The organism is Caballeronia sp. LjRoot34 (genome assembly GCF_964253815.1).
In the GTDB taxonomy this organism is placed as follows: domain Bacteria; phylum Pseudomonadota; class Gammaproteobacteria; order Burkholderiales; family Burkholderiaceae; genus Caballeronia.
In genome coordinates this window covers 948,370-967,910 of record NZ_CAXUSB020000003.1, presented here as the reverse complement: position 1 = coordinate 967,910, position 19,541 = coordinate 948,370, and the positions used below count along the sequence as shown (strand labels likewise).

Annotated in this window: 17 protein-coding genes; 8 read left to right on the top strand and 9 right to left on the bottom strand. The window is 61.1% G+C overall.

Annotated features, from left to right (window positions below; translation table 11 throughout):
* The first annotated feature begins 22 nt into the window (after positions 1 to 22).
* The 8 genes from mdcA (at position 23) to ACSQ36_RS35290 (ending at position 6,997) form a co-directional block, all read left to right on the top strand.
* Complete coding sequence (mdcA, locus tag ACSQ36_RS35325) at positions 23 to 1,699, top strand: malonate decarboxylase subunit alpha (RefSeq protein WP_436185670.1); 1,677 nt, start codon at positions 23 to 25, stop codon at positions 1,697 to 1,699.
* Positions 1,700 to 1,705: 6 nt separating this feature from the next.
* Complete coding sequence (locus ACSQ36_RS35320; RefSeq protein ID WP_436185669.1) at positions 1,706 to 2,563, top strand: triphosphoribosyl-dephospho-CoA synthase; 858 nt, start codon at positions 1,706 to 1,708, stop codon at positions 2,561 to 2,563.
* A gap of 15 nt (positions 2,564 to 2,578) precedes the next feature.
* Entirely contained in the window at positions 2,579 to 2,881 is a 303-nt protein-coding gene (locus ACSQ36_RS35315) for a malonate decarboxylase subunit delta (protein WP_436185668.1), read from the top strand.
* On the top strand, positions 2,878 to 3,723 hold the full coding sequence (locus ACSQ36_RS35310; protein WP_436185667.1) for a biotin-independent malonate decarboxylase subunit beta: 846 nt from the start codon (positions 2,878 to 2,880) through the stop codon (positions 3,721 to 3,723). Before ACSQ36_RS35315 ends, ACSQ36_RS35310 begins: the two co-directional genes overlap by 4 nt.
* Positions 3,723 to 4,559 (top strand): biotin-independent malonate decarboxylase subunit gamma, encoded by an 837-nt coding sequence (mdcE, locus tag ACSQ36_RS35305; RefSeq protein ID WP_436185666.1) that lies wholly within the window; start codon positions 3,723 to 3,725, stop codon positions 4,557 to 4,559. The genes ACSQ36_RS35310 and mdcE overlap by 1 nt, the downstream gene beginning before the upstream one ends.
* Entirely contained in the window at positions 4,544 to 5,185 is a 642-nt protein-coding gene (locus ACSQ36_RS35300; protein WP_436185665.1) for a malonate decarboxylase holo-ACP synthase, read from the top strand. Before mdcE ends, ACSQ36_RS35300 begins: the two co-directional genes overlap by 16 nt.
* On the top strand, positions 5,182 to 6,111 hold the full coding sequence (mdcH, locus tag ACSQ36_RS35295; protein WP_436185664.1) for a malonate decarboxylase subunit epsilon: 930 nt from the start codon (positions 5,182 to 5,184) through the stop codon (positions 6,109 to 6,111). The genes ACSQ36_RS35300 and mdcH overlap by 4 nt, the downstream gene beginning before the upstream one ends.
* Positions 6,112 to 6,277: 166 nt before the next feature.
* On the top strand, positions 6,278 to 6,997 hold the full coding sequence (locus tag ACSQ36_RS35290; RefSeq protein ID WP_213768352.1) for a DeoR family transcriptional regulator: 720 nt from the start codon (positions 6,278 to 6,280) through the stop codon (positions 6,995 to 6,997).
* Positions 6,998 to 7,194: 197 nt separating this feature from the next.
* Here ACSQ36_RS35290 and tnpC read toward each other — a convergent pair whose 3' ends face one another.
* From tnpC to deoC, 9 genes are all read right to left on the bottom strand, one after another.
* Positions 7,195 to 8,607: an IS66 family transposase gene (gene tnpC, locus ACSQ36_RS35285; protein WP_436183543.1), complete on the bottom strand. Its 1,413-nt coding sequence runs from the start codon at positions 8,605 to 8,607 to the stop codon at positions 7,195 to 7,197.
* A 905-nt stretch (positions 8,608 to 9,512) separates the two neighbouring features.
* Positions 9,513 to 10,586 carry an ABC transporter permease gene (locus tag ACSQ36_RS35280; protein WP_436185663.1) on the bottom strand — a complete coding sequence of 358 codons (1,074 nt, stop codon included), beginning with the start codon at positions 10,584 to 10,586 and terminating at the stop codon, positions 9,513 to 9,515.
* Positions 10,583 to 12,112 (bottom strand): sugar ABC transporter ATP-binding protein, encoded by a 1,530-nt coding sequence (locus ACSQ36_RS35275; protein ID WP_436185662.1) that lies wholly within the window; start codon positions 12,110 to 12,112, stop codon positions 10,583 to 10,585. The genes ACSQ36_RS35280 and ACSQ36_RS35275 overlap by 4 nt, the downstream gene beginning before the upstream one ends.
* A 78-nt stretch (positions 12,113 to 12,190) precedes the next feature.
* Positions 12,191 to 13,195: an autoinducer 2 ABC transporter substrate-binding protein gene (locus ACSQ36_RS35270; RefSeq protein WP_213767497.1), complete on the bottom strand. Its 1,005-nt coding sequence runs from the start codon at positions 13,193 to 13,195 to the stop codon at positions 12,191 to 12,193.
* A gap of 77 nt (positions 13,196 to 13,272) precedes the next feature.
* Entirely contained in the window at positions 13,273 to 14,307 is a 1,035-nt protein-coding gene (locus tag ACSQ36_RS35265) for an ABC transporter permease (RefSeq protein ID WP_436185661.1), read from the bottom strand.
* Between the two features lie 15 nt (positions 14,308 to 14,322).
* Complete coding sequence (gene rbsK, locus ACSQ36_RS35260; RefSeq protein WP_436185660.1) at positions 14,323 to 15,279, bottom strand: ribokinase; 957 nt, start codon at positions 15,277 to 15,279, stop codon at positions 14,323 to 14,325.
* Positions 15,276 to 15,764, bottom strand: coding sequence for an RbsD/FucU family protein (locus ACSQ36_RS35255; RefSeq protein WP_436185659.1), 489 nt, complete (start codon positions 15,762 to 15,764; stop codon positions 15,276 to 15,278). Before ACSQ36_RS35255 ends, rbsK begins: the two co-directional genes overlap by 4 nt.
* 83 nt (positions 15,765 to 15,847) lie before the next feature.
* Entirely contained in the window at positions 15,848 to 18,241 is a 2,394-nt protein-coding gene (locus ACSQ36_RS35250) for an aldehyde dehydrogenase family protein (RefSeq protein WP_436185658.1), read from the bottom strand.
* Positions 18,242 to 18,283: 42 nt separating this feature from the next.
* Positions 18,284 to 19,297, bottom strand: a complete 1,014-nt coding sequence (deoC, locus tag ACSQ36_RS35245; RefSeq protein WP_213767502.1) for a deoxyribose-phosphate aldolase — start codon at positions 19,295 to 19,297, stop codon at positions 18,284 to 18,286.
* Positions 19,298 to 19,541: the final 244 nt, after the last annotated feature.

The following is a 19,541-nucleotide window of genomic DNA, read 5'->3' as shown; positions in this document are numbered from 1 at the left end:
CTGCTCAATACGAGGCCACCGCATGAATCCTCCCGCACAAGCCGACACCACCCCAGCACCGCGCCAGTGGAACACGCGCGCACTGGAAAAGGCCCGGCGCCTGAAGGGCATCGAAGGCTGGCTCGACAACGGTGTGCTCAAGGCTGAACGCATTGTCGACGCCCTGGAAACACTGATTCAATCTGGTGATCGCGTCGCGCTGGAAGGCAACAACCAGAAGCAGGCCGACTTTCTTTCGCGCGCATTCGCGAAGCTTGATCCGTCGCGCGTGCATGACGTTCATCTGCTGATTTCCAGCATCAGCCGGCCCGAGCATCTGACGCTGTTCGAACGCGGCATTGCGCGCAAGGTGGACTTCTCGTTTGCGGGACCGCAGAGCCTGCGCGTCGCGCAGTTGCTTGAAGACGGGCAGCTCGAGATTGGTGCGATCTATACGTATATAGAACTGTATGCGCGCATGTTCATCGACCTGACGCCGCAAGTTGCGCTGGTCTGCGCGGTGCAGGCCGATCGCCACGGCAATTTGTATACGGGCCCGAACACCGAGGACACGCCGACCATTGTTGAGGCGACCGCGTTCCGTCATGGGATCGTGGTGGCGCAGGTGAACGAGATCGTCGATGAACTGCCGCGCGTCGATATCCCCGGCTCGTGGGTCGATGTCGTCGTGCAGGCCGACCGGCCGTTTGCCGTCGAACCGCTGTTCACGCGCGATCCACGTCATATCGGCGAGTTGCAGATCCTGATGGCAATGATGACCATACGCGGCATCTACGAGCGTTATGGCGTGACGGCGCTGAACCACGGCATTGGCTTCGATACCGCCGCGATCGAATTGCTGCTGCCGACCTATGGCGCAGCGCATGGGCTGAAGGGCAAGATCTGCACGCACTGGGCGCTCAATCCGCACCCCACGCTGATCCCCGCCATCGAGAGCGGCTGGGTAGAAAGCGTGCATTGCTTCGGCAGCGAGGTGGGCATGGAGGATTACATCGAAGCGCGCTCGGATGTGTTTTTCACCGGCCGCGACGGCAGCCTTCGATCAAACCGCGTGTTGTGCCAGCTTGCGGGTCAATATGGCGTGGATCTTTTTATAGGCTCGACGCTGCAGATGGATGCCGACGCGAATTCATCGACCGTCACGCTCGGCCGCCTTGCCGGATTCGGCGGTGCGCCGAACATGGGACACGATCCGCGCGGGCGCCGTCATTCGAGCGCGGCGTGGTTATCGCTGATGAAAAAAGATGGGCCGAACAGCGATATCGGGCGCGGGCACAAGCTTGTCGTGCAAACCGCCGAGACCTTCAAGAAGGGCGGTGAGCCGACTATTGTCGATGCCCTCGATGCGATCGCCGTCGGCAAGCAAAGCAACATGCCGATCGCCCCAGTCATGATCTACGGCGACGACGTAAGCCATGTCGTGACGGAAGAAGGAATCGCGTATCTACACGCGGCCGAAGGCGTGGAAGAGCGCCGCGCGGCGTTGCGCGCCGTGGCGGGGGTCACACCCATCGGCATGCGCGCCGACCCCGCCAAGACGGCGGAATTGCGGCGGCGTGGCATTGTTGCGTACCCGGAAGACCTGGGCATCCGGCGCGGCGAGGCGAAACGCTCGTTGCTGGCGGCACGGAGTATTGACGACCTGGTCGCGTGGTCGGGCGGGCTGTACCAGCCGCCGGCACAATTCCGTAGCTGGTGAAACGCGATGGCCTGCACTCAACCCGTATTCATCGACGTTGCCTGCGCTCCGTCGACCCTCGCGGATCTGGCAGTCATCGCGTTGATCGATGAGGCGTGCCTCACGCCGAAACCCGCGCTCGTGGACCGGCGTGGCAGCGGCGCGCATCGAGATCTCGACCTCGACACCATGCTGCGTTCGGCGCGCTCGTTGCGGCCGACTTTTCTCGCGCTGGCTCGCGCAGCCGTTGATCAAGAACCTTCGCAACGGCTGCGCGAACAACTTGCGCGTATCGGACGTGAAGGTGAAGTGGCGATGCTGCGCGCGACGAATGGCAGCAATGCGCATCGCGGGGCGATCTGGATTGTCGGCTTGTTATGCGCAGCCGCAGCAATGAGCCCTTTGGGAGAGCCCTTCGAACTTTGCGCGCAAGCGGCGGGCATTGCTCGCTTCGACGACCGTTTCGCGCCAGCGCCCACTGCGCTGAGCAACGGTGCGCGTGTGGTCCAGCGCTTCGGCGTGGCCGGCGCACGCGGTCAGGCTGCGGAAGGTTTTCCGCACGTGCTCGATGTCGGCTTGCCCGCGCTGAATCTATCGCGTCAGAACGGCGCAACCGAAGATGAAGCGCGGCTCGACGCACTGCTCGCCATCATCGCGACGCTTGACGATACCTGCCTGCTGCATCGCGGCGGCCAGGTCGCGCTTGAGGCCGCGCAAACAGGCGCCCGCGACGCACTGCAAGCCGGCGGCGCGGCACGACCGCAAGGCCGCGCAGCGCTCGCCCGCCTCGACCAACGTCTAACCGAATTGAACGCATCTCCCGGAGGCGCGGCGGATTTGCTGGCTGCCACCCTCTTCCTCGATACCCTGCCGCGCGTCGGCTGACGCGGAGAATACGCCATGGAAAACTTGCGCTACGAATATCCCGCCACCCGCCCCGTGCCGCAACGCGCGCATGTGGGCGTGGTCGGCTCGGGCGACCTGGAGATCCTGCTGTCGCCGTCGAAGAGTCAACACGCGGAAGTCGTGATCCGCACGAGCGTGGACGGTTATGAACACGTGTGGAAAAGCGTGCTAGACCGCTTCTTCTCGCGCTACGACGGCGCCGCGCGGCTCGAACTCAATGACTTCGGCGCAACGCCCGGCGTTGTCATGCTGCGGCTCGCCGAAGCGGTGGAAGCGAGCGAAGGAGACGTGTCATGAGCGTTCACGAAACCTTCATCGCCCAGCATAGTTTTATCGAACTGACCGCGCGTGAACGTGCCCGCGCATTGCTCGATGCCGGCACCTTCCGCGAGTTGATCGGGCCGTTCGACCGGCTCGAATCGCCGTGGCTCGCCATGCAGAATGTGGTCTGTCAGGCCGATGACGGCGCGGTCATCGCACGCGGTACGCTTGGCGGCGAAGCGGCGGTCATCGCGGCGATTGAGCCTGCGTTTCAGGGCGGCAGCATCGGCGAGGTGTCGGGTACGAAGATCGCGGCAGCGCTTGAAATGGCCGTGCGCGAGTTCGAAGCAGGCCGCAAGATCCTGCCAGTGATCCTGTTCGAAACGGGTGGCGTCAGGCTGCAGGAAGCGAATCTCGGTCTCGCGGTGATCGCGGAGATTCACGCGGGAATCGTCGCATTGCGGCGGCATGTGCCGGTGGTCGGCGTGATCGGCGGCATGGTCGGCTGCTTCGGCGGGATGTCGCTGGCAGCGGCGTTGTGCACGCGGTTGATCATGACGCGGCAGGCACGGCTCGGGATGAACGGGCCTGAAGTTATCGAACAGGAAGCTGGAGTGGAAGAACTCGATTCACACGACCGGCGCCTCATCTGGTCGATGATCGGCGGCGAGCAACGCGCGGCCGTGGGCCTGGTCGATACCCTCGTGGAAGACGATACCGATCAGGTTCGCGACGCCGTGCTCGGCGCGTTCGCAAGCGGGGTGCCGGCGAGCCATCGGACAGAACAGGTCGATGCACAACTTGAACGGCTTGCGCGTGTGGACCCGGCGGCAATCGATCCCGCTGTGTTGCGGACGCTTTGGCAAGGAGAGGTTTGATGAGCGCATCACGTGGGCAAATCTGGTTTGACGCACTAACGTCGAACGCGTCGAACGAGCGCTCGGCCGCGGGCAATGAAGGCAACGAAGGCCCGATCCGCAGCGCCGACGCACCGCTTGGCGACACAAGCGCGCGTTTCATCACCGTCGTTCCCGATCCGCATAACCGCTTTCCGCGTGCGACCGATAACGTGGTCGGCCTCGAACAAGGCTGGCTGCTCGCGCGCGCCGTGCGTAACGCGATGGAGGCGGACCGCGATGCTCCGGTGAAGCGTCCGATCGTGGCTATCGTCGATGTGAAGAGCCAGGCTTATGGGCGCCGCGAAGAACTGCTTGGCGTGCATCTCGCGTGCGCCGCCGGCGTCGATGCGTATGCAAGCGCGCGGCTCGCCGGTCATCCTGTGATCGCGTTGATTGTCGGCCCGGCAATGTCCGGTGCGTTCCTCGCGCATGGTTATCAGGCGAACCGGATCATCGCGCTGGACGCGGACGGCATCGCCGTGCATGCAATGGGCAAGGAAGCCGCCGCGCGGGTCACGCGCCGTAGCGTTGAAGGACTCGATGAACTCGGTGACCGCGTGTTGCCGATGTCGTACAAGATAAGCGCTTACGCGAAGCTTGGGCTGCTGCATGAGCTTATCGCCGGAATCAATGCGGATATGCCCGGGCACGAAGATATCGAGCGCGTGCGTGGGTCGTTGATCGCTGCCATTGAGGATACGCGCAAAGGTCCGCGTGATCTCTCATCGCGGTTGCAGTCGGCGGATGCCAAGCGGATTCGCGCGGCGTCAATAGAAGTCCGCAAGCGCATGGCGGAGCAATGGGACGCGTCGTGAGTCCCCATGACCTGTTGCGGCTCGCACCGGGTACGCCGGATTTCTCCGATGCCCCGGCGTGGGTGGCAGCATCGCTGAAGCGAGCACCGTTCGTGGTGGTTCGACGGGCGGTGTCGGTGAACGCGCTGATCGCGGTCGGTATTCGCGGCACGATACGCAGCGAACGTTTCGGCTCATGGCTTGATCCGCGTTATGTTGAACAGGTCCTGGAACCCGAAACGCTTCTTGCAAACTCAAAGCCCTCAACGACGCGCACAAAGTTGTCCGCGTTTGCATTGCTGCAAGCAGTCGCCCCACTCTGCGATGCAACCGGCTGCACGTGGGGACCTACTGGCAGCGTCGGCTTTGAACTCGCAAGCGGCTGTCCAACGGTCACGCAAACGAGTGATCTTGACCTGCTGCTGCGCGCGCCAGATCGACTCGATCGCACCGCAGCGAAGCTATTATTCGATGCCCTCTCCCAAGCCGCGCTCGACCGCGGCACACGCATTGATATGCAAATCCAGACGCGCGACGGCGCGTTCTCGCTGGCCGAATACGTGCATCCTGGCGCGCGCGTGATGCTGCGTTGCGCCGATGGCCCGAAGCTCGTCGCCGATCCATGGCAGACGAGTCAAGCGGCATGATCGCGTTCCTTTTCCCTGGCCAAGGCTCGCAATTCGCGGGCTTTTTGCGCACGCTTGGAGGCACGACGCCGCACGCGCGTTTCGCTGAAACCATCGAAGAAGCGTCCGACGTACTGCATATAGACGTGCTCTCGCTCGATCACGCCGATGCTTTGAGTTCAACCATCGCCGTGCAACTCAGCTTGCTTGTTGCGGGCGTCGCGACTGTGCGAGCGTTGCAGGATGAAGGCATCGTGGCGGATGCGGTGGCGGGTTTATCGGTCGGCGCGTATGGCGCTGCGGTTGCGTGCAATGCTTTATCTTTCAGCGACGCCTTGAAGCTACTTCACCTTCGCGCGCAATTGATGGAGAGCGCTTTTCCGCGCGGCTACGGGATGCTGGCGATATCCGGCATAAGCGAGCGCGAACTGAACGCCGTGATCGCGAATGCCCATACGCAAGCCGCTTACATTGCGAATTTGAATGCGCCGCGACAGATCGTGGTGGCAGGCGCCGACGCCGATCTCGACCACGTTTCTAAACGCGCACTGGAAGCCGGCGCGCGCAAGGCCGAGCGGTTGGCTGTCAGCGTGCCGTCCCACTGCGTGCTTCTCGACGATGCCGCTCGCGAACTCACCGAAGCCGCAAACAAGATCGCGTTCCGCGCGCCGACGATTCCGTATATCAGCAATCGCGGCGCACGGCCTTTGCGCCAGGCTGACGCTATCCGTACCGACCTCGCGACGAATCTCCGATATCCCGTTCGCTGGCACGACTCCACTATCGTGCTGGGCGAACTCGGCGCACGGGTGTTCGTTGAAATGCCACCGGGGAGTACGCTGACGCAACTCGCGGAAGACGCGCTGCCGGGTATCGCCAAAGTTGCGATAGAACAGACATCGATTGCATCGGCCGCCGCGCTGATCCGGGCACGCGCCGCCGCCTAGTCGTGTTGGGTCCTTGAGCGTGCCGCCTGCTTCATCAGCCCTGCAAATGCAAAGCGTTTTCCCCGATCACCTTTCGCGGGGTCGCTTGTTATAATCATTTCATCTGGCGAACAAAATCTAACAACCACATCCACGACGTGCAGCTTGCGTCCACTGTCCTCTGCGAATGACCAAAAGCGATCGCTTGCGTGTTCTTGCCGATGCTTTGCGTGAGCAAAGTGTGATGCGTCTTCGTGATGCGGCGACCTTGCTCGATGTATCGGAGATGACGGTTCGCCGCGACATAGCGTCGAGTCCGGGGACGTTCACTTACCTTGGCGGTTATATCGTTCGAGCCTCGGATGTGCCGAACGGCGCGGGTTATACGATTGACGAAGAGCAGGATCATTTTGCGCAGGCCAAGGCGGAGGCATCAGCGGTGGCTGCGCGCTTGCTTGCGGACAACGAGACCATTTTCATCGATTGCGGGACAACGCTGACCACGTTGGCGCGGCTCATTCCGGCCGACATGCATTTAACCGTGTTGTGTTATTCGCTGAACGTGGCCGAGATTTTGCGGCGCAAGACCAACGTGCGAATGATTTTATTGGGCGGCGTTTATGCGCCTTCATCGGATTCGTTTTCCAGCGATGAAAGTATCGAGACGTTGCGGCGGATGGGGATTAACAAGGCGTTTATCTCGGCTGGCGGGGTGGATCAGACGCGTGGCGTGACGTGCTGGAACTTCCACGAAGTCGCGATCAAGCAGGCGGCGATGGAGAGCGCGGTTGAAAGACATCTGGTTGTTGATGCCAGCAAGTTGGGAAAGGTCAAGGCGGTGCGGTTTTCTCAGCTGGATCAGTTTGATTCGTTGATTACGGAGAAGGGGATGGAGGTGAGGAAGTGAGTTCCGTTCGCACTCGATCCGGGATTTGGGGGAGGGTTAGCCTGGGGAGGTGCTGGGTGGTCGGTTCTGGGGTTAGTGGTTCTGAGTCAATGCCGGGTTGGTGCTTTCGGCGTTAGTGGTCTGCGAGAGTCGGATTTTCTCTTTATCACTATTAGCCACTGTGCGTGGCGGCACGTCATTTCTTTGTCCAAAGGTAACTAGTCAGCCGCTAAAGGCGAAGGGACGTGGCCAGCGAAGCTAAGAGCGAGCGCGGCCATGAGTGGGCGGCGTTGTTTGCGCAGGGTAGCCAGATACGATCGGATGGTGCAAAACGCCTGAAGTCCGCTCGCTGTGCGGAAGCATCCCGAGACTTTTTGTTTGAGCTTGGGCATGCGGATATCGCGTTCGGCCTGGTTATTGTCGAACGGCACGCGATGGTCGGCCACGAAACGCCACACTTGCGCGGTATGACGCTCCAGGCGCCCCAGCAGATTGTAGGCTTCGCTTTGTTTGATTCTGCCGCGCACATCTTCACGCGTGGGGTCGCGCGCTTGTTGCGGGTTGAGCTTGCGGCCTTCTCTGATCAGGGCGCGGCTGCGTCGCCGATAGTAGTTGGTGCGCGTGCGGCTCAAGCCCGTGCGGCCGCAGGCAATGCTGTCATCGACCTCGCGCTTGGCCTGGCGCAGCAGCTTGAGCATGTGTTCGGCCCAGGGCTGCTGGGTGGATTCCCACACCCCGATCAACTCGCGCAGATGATGCGCGTTGCATAACGCATGCTCGCACTCGTAGTAGGAGTAAGGCACCCAGCCATCGTGCACTGCGATCCCGGTAAATGAGGGCAGGATACCGAAACTGTCCAGTGCTTCGCGCCCACGCGTGCGGTGCGAGCCATACCACGTCAGCGCCTGGGTCGAGGCCGTGTGCAGCCAGTGCAGGGTACGTCCCACGCGCATGCCGGTTTCATCGAAATGCACGACCGGCGCGCTTTGCAGCGCTTGCCCAATGAGTTCAACGGCCGGACTCAACATCCGTGCCGCTTGCGTGATGCAGTTTTGCACCGTGCCCGAACTCATGCTCAGGCCAAACAGGTCGCGCAACGCCTGCGAGGTACGCTCCAGGGGCAACTGCTGATATTGCGTCAGATAGACCGCCGCCGCCTGGATCTGGCTGCCGTACTGCACCGCCTGGCTTACGCCTTTGGGAAACTCGGCCCGATGTAATTGGCCGCAGCCGCATTGCGCCCGCTCCACGCGATGGGCTGTCACCTCAAACCGGATCACCGGCAAATCGATGACCTGGCGCTCTTCGGCCAGCACTGAAATGCGATCGGGCATGATTTCTTTCCCGCAGTTATCACATACCCGACTCACGCGATGAATCTCAACGTGATCTGGCTGCGCCACGCGTTTGAGTGTCTTGCCCTCATGACCTGGCTGAGCGCCTGGCATGGCGCCGCTCGCCGTGCGCTGCGACTTGGGTTTGGGTTTGCGCTTCAAGCCATCCGAGGACGGTGGCTTGCTTGAGTTGTGGCTGTCCTTCTCCAGCTTCGCTTCAATCTCATTCAGACGCCTCACCAACTCAATGATGAGCGCGTCTTTCTGCTCGTCCGTTAGATTTTTAAGGTTGGGCACTAATGTCATCTCCGAATCATGCCGAGCTTCGCAGCAGTTTACAAGTGCTGACTAGTTACGTCCAAAGCGACAAAGAAACGAAGCAAAGAAAACGCTTTAACCGCTCTACCCTAAGTGTCCACAGCGTGCAGTTTCTATTCATAGGTGCCCCAAAAGCACGGTGCTCGCCAGAGCCACCGATGTTTGAACCCCTCCTTCTCCGAACACGGATACCCACACGCTTCGCCACCAGTGATTGAACCTGCCCAAGGGGCACCCCGCGCTATCCGCGGACAACCTCCCTCCAAATGTGTACGCGCCTCGAACCACGTCGCCAACCCGCCAGGAAACGAGGCCGCGAAGATGCGGGCGGCCGTAACCGACGAAAATAGCTGTACAGAACGCGCCGCCAATTCACAGAAACTGAAGCAGCAAACACAAACATGCATCAAGCTGTGGCGAACGAATACGGTCGCACAGACCAAGTAGCTAACCCGCGAAGAACCGCAGCCGTAAATACCCGTAAGACGGTGCGGGTTCCTTAGCAATTGTGCTTGCCCGAGAGCGTACGGGGCGAAGCGTGTTCGTGTCAGGATTCGCGAGAAGGAGGGGTTCACACATCCGTGGCTCTGGCGAGCACCGTGCTTTTGGGGCACCTATGAATCAAAACTGCACGCTGTGGACACTTAGGGTAGCGTGTTTTAAAAGCGTTTTCTTTGCTTCGTTTCTTTGTCGCTTTGGACAAAGAAATGACGTGCCGCCACGCACAGTGGCTAATAGTGATAAAGAGAAAATCCGACTCCCGCAGACCACTAACGTCGAAAGCACCAACCCAGCATCGACCCCGACCACTAACACTGAAAGCACCAACCCGGCATTGACCCCTGACCACTAACCCCAAAACCGACCACCCCGACCCCGCCCCCCTACGCCGCCCGCCTCCCCAACGCGAACAGCGTCCCCGCCACCAGAATAAACGCCCCAATAATCACCTTCTGCCAGGTACTCGGCACGCCAATCAAGATCAAGACGCTATTGATCAACGTAACCAGCACCACACCGAGCAACGTCCCCACCACCGTCCCCGTCCCACCGGTAATCCTGGCGCCGCCAAGAATCACCGCCGCAATCACGTCCAGCTCAGTCCCCACCAGATCAAACGGATTCGCCAGCCGGTTCGTCGATACATGCAATATCCCCGCAATCCCCGCCAGCATCCCGGTGTAACCAAAAACAAACAAGTGAATAGCCCGCAGGTTATAACCAAGCCGCTCGGCAATCGGCAAACTGCCGCCCATGGCATACACACCGCGTCCCATCATCGTGCGATTAAGCAACCACCACGTCACGCCCGCAGCAATAAACAGCGCAATCACCGAGATCGGCAGCACGGCCCGAAGCCCATCGTTCGTGTGATAGAAAAACAGCGGCAACTGCCCGAAGCTATCCATGCTATGCGGGATATTCATGAAAAACTGCGTACCCACGAACGTCAGCAGCAACCCACGATACAAATACTGCGTGCCAATAGTCACGATCAACGAAGGCGCTTTCAGCCGATGCACCAGCACGCCATTGATCAACCCAAGCAACACGCCGCCCACCGCGCCGCAAACCAGAATCACAAAAACCGGCGCATCGGGCCACCAGGCAAACACGGCCTTGGTGATCGAATACATCGTAAAAGCAGCAATGGCTGTAAACGACACATCGATACCACCCGATGCCAGCACGACCAGCGTCCCCAGCGCAAACAACGACACGGTCGTCCCCGAATGCAGCAAATCGAAGAGCGTCGCGAACTGGAAGAAACGCGGATTCAACGTGCCCACCACCAGGCACGTCACAAGAATCAGCGCGACCGTGAACCACTCTGGATTGCGCACCAGCCGCCCAATCAAACTGGGCCGCCGCACCTGCGGCGCAACCTCGGCCAATGCCGGACTCAGCGCGGAAGCGCCTTGCGATGTCTGAGCAACGCGATGAAGTGACTCGCTCATGCTGCCTCTGAAAGTAAAGCGTGATAAAGATCGGCTTCAGTCAATTGCCCCGCACGATATTCGTTCGAGACACGCCCCTTCTTCATCATCAGGATTCGGTCGCAGTTCTGCAGCAACTCGGGCAGGTCATCGCTGATCAAAATGATGCCGATGCCCTGCTCCGCCAAGCGCTGCATGATGCGGTAAATGATGTCCTTCGATCCCACATCCACACCCACCGTCGGGCCGTGCAGGATCAGGACGCGTGGGTCAATGGCCAGCCATCGGCCGATCAACACGCGTTGCTGGTTTCCTCCGGAAAGCGATTGCACCGGTTTATCGACGTCAGGCGTCGCGATCTGCAACTCCTTCACGGTGCGCTCGGCAAGCTCGCGTGCGCGCTTGCGGTCAACCTGTCCAAAGCGGTCGCGCAAACTCGAAATCATCGCGGTGATGACGTTGTCGCGAATGGATTTATCGAGGAAAAGTCCTTCATTCAAGCGGTCTTCCGGCACATAGCCTATGCGTTGCCACTTTGCATCGGACGGTGTTTTAAGCCGCACGATAGAACCATCCAGCGTCACCGTCCCGCTATCCGCAGGCGCGACACCCGCTAATGCCCGCGCCAATTCATTGCGCCCCGAGTCGAGCAAACCCGTCACGCCAAGAATCTCTCCGCGATGCAGCGAGAACGTGACATCGGCGAACTGACGCGACCGCGATAACGCCTTCACATCGAGCACAATGTCGTGGCCATCCATGACTTCAGCCTGCCGATATCGCTCGTTCGATAACTGCTTGCCTGTCATCAACTCGCCAATCTGCGCCTTCGTGTAATTCTCGATCGGCCCTTGCGCCATCTTCTGGCCATCGCGCAGCACGATCACTTCACCGCCTATCGCGTAACACTCATCCAGCTTGTGACTCACGAACAGCACGGCTACGCCGTCGGCACGCAGCTTCGCCAGCACAGCGATCAGGTTATCGACTTCCTTTTGCGTGAGCGACGTGGTCGGCTCATCCATGATGACGAACTTCGCCGCGCTCGCTATCGCCCGCGCGATAGCCACGAGTTGCCGCGTCGCCAGCGGCAACTGCTCGACCAGCGTCGCTTGAAAATCAGCATCGCCGGGTAAGCCCACCGCTTCCAACGCACGCGCCGCTGTCTTGGCCAGCGCACGGCGATCGAAGGTCCGCGTAAGCCGCCCCGCGTGCGCGGCGAGTTCGGACGTCAACGCCACGTTCTCTGCAACACTCATGTTGGGCAGCAAAGAAAGGTCCTGATACACGGTCTCGATACCCGCCGACAACGCCTCCAGCGGCGCAAGCCGCGAGTGCCTTACGCCTTCGATCACAAGCTCGCCCTGATCGGGTGGCTGCGCGCCGGAGATGATCTTGATCAGCGTGCTCTTGCCGCAGCCGTTCTCGCCGAGCAGGTGATAAATCTGCCCACGCTGGAACGAAAGGCTCACGCCACGCAACGCATACACGCCGGTAAAGCGCTTGTGGATATCGACGACTTCGAGAAGCGGCGCTGTACTCATCATTGAACCTTCTACCCTTTCAACTTCCTGAAGACAGCGCGCACGGCAGCCGTGCGCGCTTTATTGCTTCCTCGAAGACAATCAGAACGGATACTGCTTGTAGTTGGTCTTGTCGACGTCCACCCAGCCGGTGCCGCGCACGATGATGCCCTTGCCCGGACCCTTGGTGACCGTGACCTTGTTATAACCAACCAGACCCAGGTCCGTACCGTTCTCCACCGTCTTGCCATCGATCAGCATTTTCGCAATCTTGTTCATTGCGATACCGGCGAGCTTCGGGTCCCAGAACGCAATGCCATTGATTGCGCCGCTCTCGAGGAACTTGCCGGCTTCCGTCGGCAGACCCGTGCCGTACACGCAGATCTTGCCAATCTTGCCGGCCTCTTCCACTGCACGCCCAATGCCGATCACGTCCAGCGACGACGACCCTTGGAAGCCAGTCAGGTCCGGGTGCTTGCGCAGCACTTCCTTCGCAACCTGGTAAGCACGTTCGCCGTCGTTATTGGTTTCGAGTTTCGGTTCGACCAGATCCATCTTCGGATACTTCTGCTTCGCATTGCCGATACCGCCATCCGCCCACTGAACCTGCGAACGGCTGCCGAGCGAGCCGACCAGTACCGCCCATTTGCCCTGGTCGCCCATGCACTTCGCAAGCCTTTCGTTCAGGCCCGCACCGTACGCGGTGTTGTCGAACGCTTCGATGTCGACCATCGTGTTCTTCTCGTTGTCCGCTTCATGCGTGACGACCTTGATGCCACGATCCATCGCTTTCTTGAGCGCGGGTTCGAGGGTCGGCGGATCGTAGGGAACGACCGCGATCGCCGTGACCTTCTTCGCGATCAAGTCTTCGATGATCTTCAGTTGTTGCGCGGCGTCCGCCTGCCCCGGCCCGGTCTGATACGCGTTCACGCCCGGGTTGTCCTTGGCGAATTCCTTCACGCCCTCGTCCATCCGGTTGAACCAGTTGATACCCGTGACCTTGACCACCGTGACGATGGTTTCGTCGGTCGCGGCCTGCGCGACAGCAATGGCTCCGGCCGCAAGCGTGACAGCGGTAAGCGCGATGGCGATTCGATTGAGTTTCATGCGTTGTCTCCGTTATGGTTTGTATGTGCTGCACATGAGATGAAGTTTTGAAACCGAGGGAAGCTTGTTTTATCCGGTCATGCCGCTGGCGGTTTCGGTACCTTCGAAACGGGCGCGGCACCGCCCAGGCCGAAGATCGCACGCACGCGTTCTCCACCCGCCAGCGCAAGCGACGCAAGCAGCAGAAAGCCCCACGCACAGTCGCCGAAAAACTGCGATATGCCCATCAGGTTGAACAGGCTCGACAAGAACTGGAGCACGGTCGCGGCCAGGAAAACACAGACGATCCGGCCGTAACCGCCCGCCGGATTCACGCCGCCCATCACGGCGATCAGGATCGCGATCAGCAAGTACGAGTTGCCGTAATCCCACTTTGCGCTCGACGTATGCGATGCACTGATGAGCCCGGCAAGCGACGCGAGCACGCCGCACATGCCGTAGGTCAGGATCAACATGCGGTCACGCGGAATGCCGGCGTAAAACGCGGCTTTCGGATTCGTGCCCATCAGGTAGAGCCGCAAACCGAAGGGCGTGCGCTTCAACACCCAACCGAGCAGCAACACCGTTACGACGAAAATCCACAGCGAGATAGGCACTTGCAGGAAGGTGCCGTTGCCGATGTCGGAGAGGGCATCGACGTATTCCACCCGCACCGACGCACCGTTGCTCAATACCACGGCGATGCCAGTAAACAGCAGCGACGTACCGAGCGTGCAGAGGATCGGTGTGAGTTTCAATCGCGCGATGATCACGCCGTTCATCAAGCCGCCGATAGCGCCAAGCGTGACCGTAATCACGCAGAACACGGCGGTGTAGAGCGAGGGCGAGTTATCGGCGGAAACGAGCATCGGCAGCAACTGCGCGGCGACCATGCCCGAGAGGTTCGCCAGCGCAACGCCCGACAAGTCGATACCACCGTTACCCGACACCATCGAGAGCATGATGCCGAGCGCGAGCAAGCCCAGTTCGGGCAACTGACTGCCCATGGACTGGAGGTTGTCGATATCGACGAACTGGCCATGCGATAACGCGGTCGCGACCAACACGACCAGCAAGTTCACCGCGACCAGGAAGTTCAGTTGCCGGTCGGCGAGCCATTTCGATGTGTTCATCGAGTGCTCCTCCATTCAGGAATGGTTAGCCGACACGCTGCCGGATTGCACAGGAACGCCCAGCACTGCTTCGATCTCAGCAAGCTTCGGCATCGACGGTGCGGTGCCGGGGCGCGTAACCGACAAGCTCGCCAGCGCACAGCCAAAACGCACGGCGTTCAACGGGCTTTCGCCGCGTGCAAGCGCTGCGGCAAAGCCGCCGGTGAAGCCATCGCCCGCGCCGGCCGTCTCGACCACGCGACCGCAATTGAAGGCTGGCACCAGTACCGACTGCTTCGGCGTATGCAGCAACGCACCCGCTTCACCCAGCGTCACGATCACGGCACGCACGCCCTTTGCGAGCAGGACATCGGCGGCACGGCGGGCATCGTCGACGGAAGCCACCGTGATACCCGTCAGCGCGGTCGCTTCGGTTTCGTTCGGGGTGATGTAGTCGCAGAGCGGGAAGATGTCGTCGTCGAGCGGCGACGCGGGCGCCGGATTGAACACGGTCGTCACGCCGTGGCGACGCGCGAGTTCAAGGCCGCGCCGCGCGGCAGGAACCGGTTGTTCAAGCTGCGTGACGAACACGGCGGCGGTCGCAATATCGGCTTCTATCGCTTCGACGTCTTCAGGGCACAAGCGTCCTGCCGCCCCCGCCGCGACGATGATCGCGTTGCCGCCCGTGGCGTCGTCGACGAAGATATGCGCTGCACCTGTTGCCACGCCGTCAGTCGTTATTGCCCGCGCGGTGATGCCTTCCGCGGCCCACGTCGAGCGTGCGATGTCGCCGAATGCGTCGGCGCCAAGGCGCGTGCAGAAGATCACGTCGGCACCGGCGCGCGCTGCGGCCACGGCCTGGTTCGACCCCTTGCCGCCGGGTCCCATCGCAAACGCCGATCCGGCGATGGTCTCGCCAAGCAGCGGCATGCGCTCGGCGCGGAACGTGAGATCCGTCACGTAGATGCCGAGGATGACGACGCTGCGGTTCATCGCGTGCTCTCCGAATCCGAAGCGGCAGCCGGTGCATCGGGCGCAAGGTTCACGCCCTTCTTGAAGATGAAGCAACCATAGCCGCGTGCTTCGCCGGTCGCGATCACGCAATACGCTTGTTTGGCGCGTTCATAAAACGCAAAACGTTCGATGGAAGCAAAGGGCGTCGCGCGCCCTTCGGCGGCATCCACCTCGGTTTGCGCTTCGCGCTGCACGGCGGGAAGCGCGTTGGCGTCGCCAACGACTTCCATGCGCTCGGCCGGATGATCGACGAAACTATCCAGCGGCAACACCGACAACACCGCGCGAATCGCACGCGGCGCATTCACGCCGTCGAGCCGAAGCACATGGCCAAGCACCGTTTGGCGCGCGACGGAATCGGCGGGAAAATTGGCGTCGCAGATCACGACTTCGTCGCCGTGTCCCATTGCGCACAGCGCGTGCAGGACGTCGGCGTTCAGCAGCGGATCGAGGTTCTTCAGCATTGCGTCTCCTTCATGTTGAGCGTGCCTCGCTGTGTTGCGAGGTCATCGCTCATGATTCTATTTTGAACCCGTGCTTCTGATGTTCAATCTCCGTACGGGATCCAGATGTTCTTCACTTGCACGGCTTGCCGCAGGAACGGCAGGCCTTCGCTTGCGGCGTCGAACCAGTCGAACACGCGGCCATAATCGACGAACGTGCGCTTCAGGTTGCCCACCGATTCGCGCTCAGTCACCGTCGATAAATCCGCACCGCCGAAGCACCACAACGCGTCTACATCGTCGTGTTTCGCCAGGGTCGACGCCAGCGCCCGACGCTCGCCGGTGACAATGTTCAACGCACCCGCCGGCACATCCGACGTCTCGACGACCTGATAAAAATCGGTCGCCATCAGCGGACACGTTTCGCTCGGCACGGCGACCACGCGATTACCCAACGCAAGCGCCGGTGCGATCAGCGAGACGAGGCCCAGCAACGGCGCTTCGTCCGGGCACACCACGCCGATCACGCCGAGCGGTTCGTGCATCGCCAGCGCAACGCCTCTTAGCGGCGGTGAATGCACCGCGCCATCGAACTTGTCGGCCCACGCGCCGTAGGTGAACAAACGCGTGATCGATGCTTCGACTTCACGCTCGGCATCGACGGCAGAAACGCCGGTCCGCGCCACCAGTTGCCTCGCGAATTCGTCTGCGCGTGCCGACAGGTTTTCCGCAAGGTAATACAGCACCTGGGCACGGTTATGCGTGCTGGCTTGCGACCACTTTTCAGCGTTGCGCGCAGCGGCTACAGCGTTACGGATGTCCTTGCGATTACCCTCGCCCACTTCTCCGACGATCGCCCCCGACGGCGCATGCACAAGCCGCGAGTAACCGCTGTCCGGCCGAACCTGCTTGCCGCCGATAAACAGCTTCGCGGTCCGGTCGAGCGCGCTGACGTTATTCGTGTCGCCTTCAAAAGCGGAAGGCTGCGCAACTCGCTCGCCAGGCGCGGAGCGAACGGCCAGCTTAGTCCACGCACGCGGCTTCAGATACTCGTAAATCCCCTCGCGTCCGCCCTCACGCCCGAAGCCTGATTCGCGATACCCGCCGAAGCCGACACCGGCATCAAAGAGATTGGTCGCGTTGATCCAGACCACGCCGCATTGCAGGCGCGGCGCTATATCCAGCGCGCGGCCGATGGTCTCGCTCCACACGCTCGCAGCCAGTCCATAACGGGAATGATTCGCCAGCGCGACCGCTTCGTCAGGCGTGCGAAAGCTCATTGTCACCAGCACCGGCCCGAAGATTTCTTCTTGTGCGAGCGTGGACGCGGGCGCGACGTTCGTCACCAAAGTAGGCGGATAGAACGCGCCTTGCTCGGGCATCCGAAGCCCTTTTGGCTGATGAATCTCGCAGCCTTCCTGCACACCGCGCTCGACCAGCATGCGAATGCGTTCGAGCTGCACCGTATCAACAATCGCGCCCAGATCGATGCCTTTATCGAGCGACGGCCCGACGCGCAGCGTATCCATGCGACGTTTCAATTTATCGATGAAGCGCTTCTCCACGCCTTCCTGCACCAGCAGCCGCGAACCGGCGCAGCAGACCTGGCCCTGGTTGAACCAGATTGCATCGACGACACCTTCCACGGCGCTGTCGAGATCGGCGTCATCGAATACGATGAACGGCGACTTGCCGCCGAGTTCAAGCGTGAGCGACTTGCCCGAGCCTGCGGTCGCCACGCGAATCTGCCGACCCACTTCTGTCGATCCGGTGAACGCAATCTTCGCCACTCGCGGATGTTCGACTAGCGCAGCACCGGTGCGGCCGTCGCCGGTGACCACGTTCAGCACGCCTGCGGGCAAGCCTGCACGCGCTGCCAGTTCAGCGAACAACAACGCCGTGAGAGGCGTGTATTCGGCCGGCTTCAGCACCACGCAATTACCCAGCGCGAGTGCCGGTGCGATCTTCCATGAGAGCATCAGCAGCGGAAAATTCCAGGGCACGATCTGGCCGATAACCCCAAGCGGCGCCCAGTCGGCGAACTCGCGGTCCTGCAATTGTGCCCAACCTGCGTGATGCAGAAAGTGCCTTGCCACAAGAGGGATATCGATGTCGCGCGACTCGCGGATCGGCTTGCCGTTATCCATCGATTCGAGCACAGAAAATAAGCGCGCATGCCGCTGCACCATGCGCGACAGCGCATACAGATGCCGTGCGCGGCCCGCGCCGCCCAGCGCTTGCCACGCGGGCAGCGCACGATGCGCGGCATCAACCGCTGCGTCAATATCCGCCTGATCGCCCTGAGCGATGCTCGCGATCACGCGCCCGGTCGCGGGTTCCAGCGAGTCGAATTGCTCACCGGCCAGAGGCGCGCGAAAGGCGCCGTCGATGAAATGACCAAAGCCGGCCGCGTGTTGATCCAGCCAGGCGCGCGCGGCGCTGTCGTCTTCCGGTGCAGGTCCGTAATCCATCGAGGTGAAGTAGTCGGCTACGCTCATGTGGAGCTCGTGTAAGGGATGATGCGGTGCTGGTTAATCAACTCAAGCAACCGGATGTCGATGGAAAGCCGAATAGCGGCCGGTGACGTGATGCTCGAGTTGCCGTTCGATATCGGCGAGCAGGCTCGATGCGCCAATGCGGAACAACGCCGGTTCAAGCCATTCGCGGCCGAGTTCTTCCTTCATCAGGATCTGGTATTCGAGCACCGACTTGGCGGCGGACACGCCGCCCGCTGGTTTGAAGCCGATCATCACGCCGGTCCGTTCAAGGTAGTCGCGAATCATGCGCACCATGACGAGCGAAACGTCGAGCGTGGCGTTGACACCTTCCTTACCGGTGGACGTCTTGATGAAATCGGCGCCGGCCATCATGCAGACCATGGACGCCTTGGCGATATTCGAGAGCGTGCGGATGTCGCCGGTGGCGAGAATCGCTTTGATATGCGCCGCGCCGCACGCTGCGCGAAAGTCGCGCATTTCGTCGTAGAGCGCCTGCCAGTTGCCGGTGAGCACATGTTCACGCGTGACGACAATATCGATTTCCGCCGCGCCGTCTTTCACCGACGCCTCAATCTCTTTCAACTTCAGCGGATGGGGAATCAGTCCTGCCGGAAAGCCCGTGGAGACCGCCGCGACCGGGATGCCGCTACCGGCAAGCGCGGCGACGGCGATGCCGACGAAGCGGTGATACACGCACACGGCGCCGGTCTTGATCGAGCCGGGCGGCATGCCCAGCGCTTCGAGCAGGTCGTCGCGAATCGGGCGGCGTGCTTTGGCGCACAGGCGTTCGACGCGGGCGGCGGTATCGTCGCCGTTGAGCGTGGTCAGGTCGATGCAGGTGATGGCTTTGAGCAGCCAGGCGGCTTGTGCATCTTTTTTAACCGCGCGGCGCGTGCCTAGCGTACTGACTCGCCTGACGACCGCCGATTGATTGACCCGCAGGCTATCTAGCCAGGAGAGGTCCAGCGGCACGCCGGGATTGCGCTGCTGTTGCTCAAGATGGAAGAGCGGTTTGCCGCGCAAGGGGACGACGGGTTGGGAAGCAACATCGAGCATGAGCATGGCCGGTTGTGCAGCGCACAACATTTTCCGGTTAATCGATGCATTATTCTAACACCTTGTTGTTACGATTATAACATTCGGGATTATACGGAGGGAGGTCATTCGCATTGTTGTGGCAGTTTGGGGGTAGCACCGGCACGAACGAACACCCGTCCAAATATGTGGCCTTTTAATCTCCACGGTTAGAATTGCCCCTTCAGCACCAATCGCCGGAAAAAAGCATAGGCGACACCGCGGT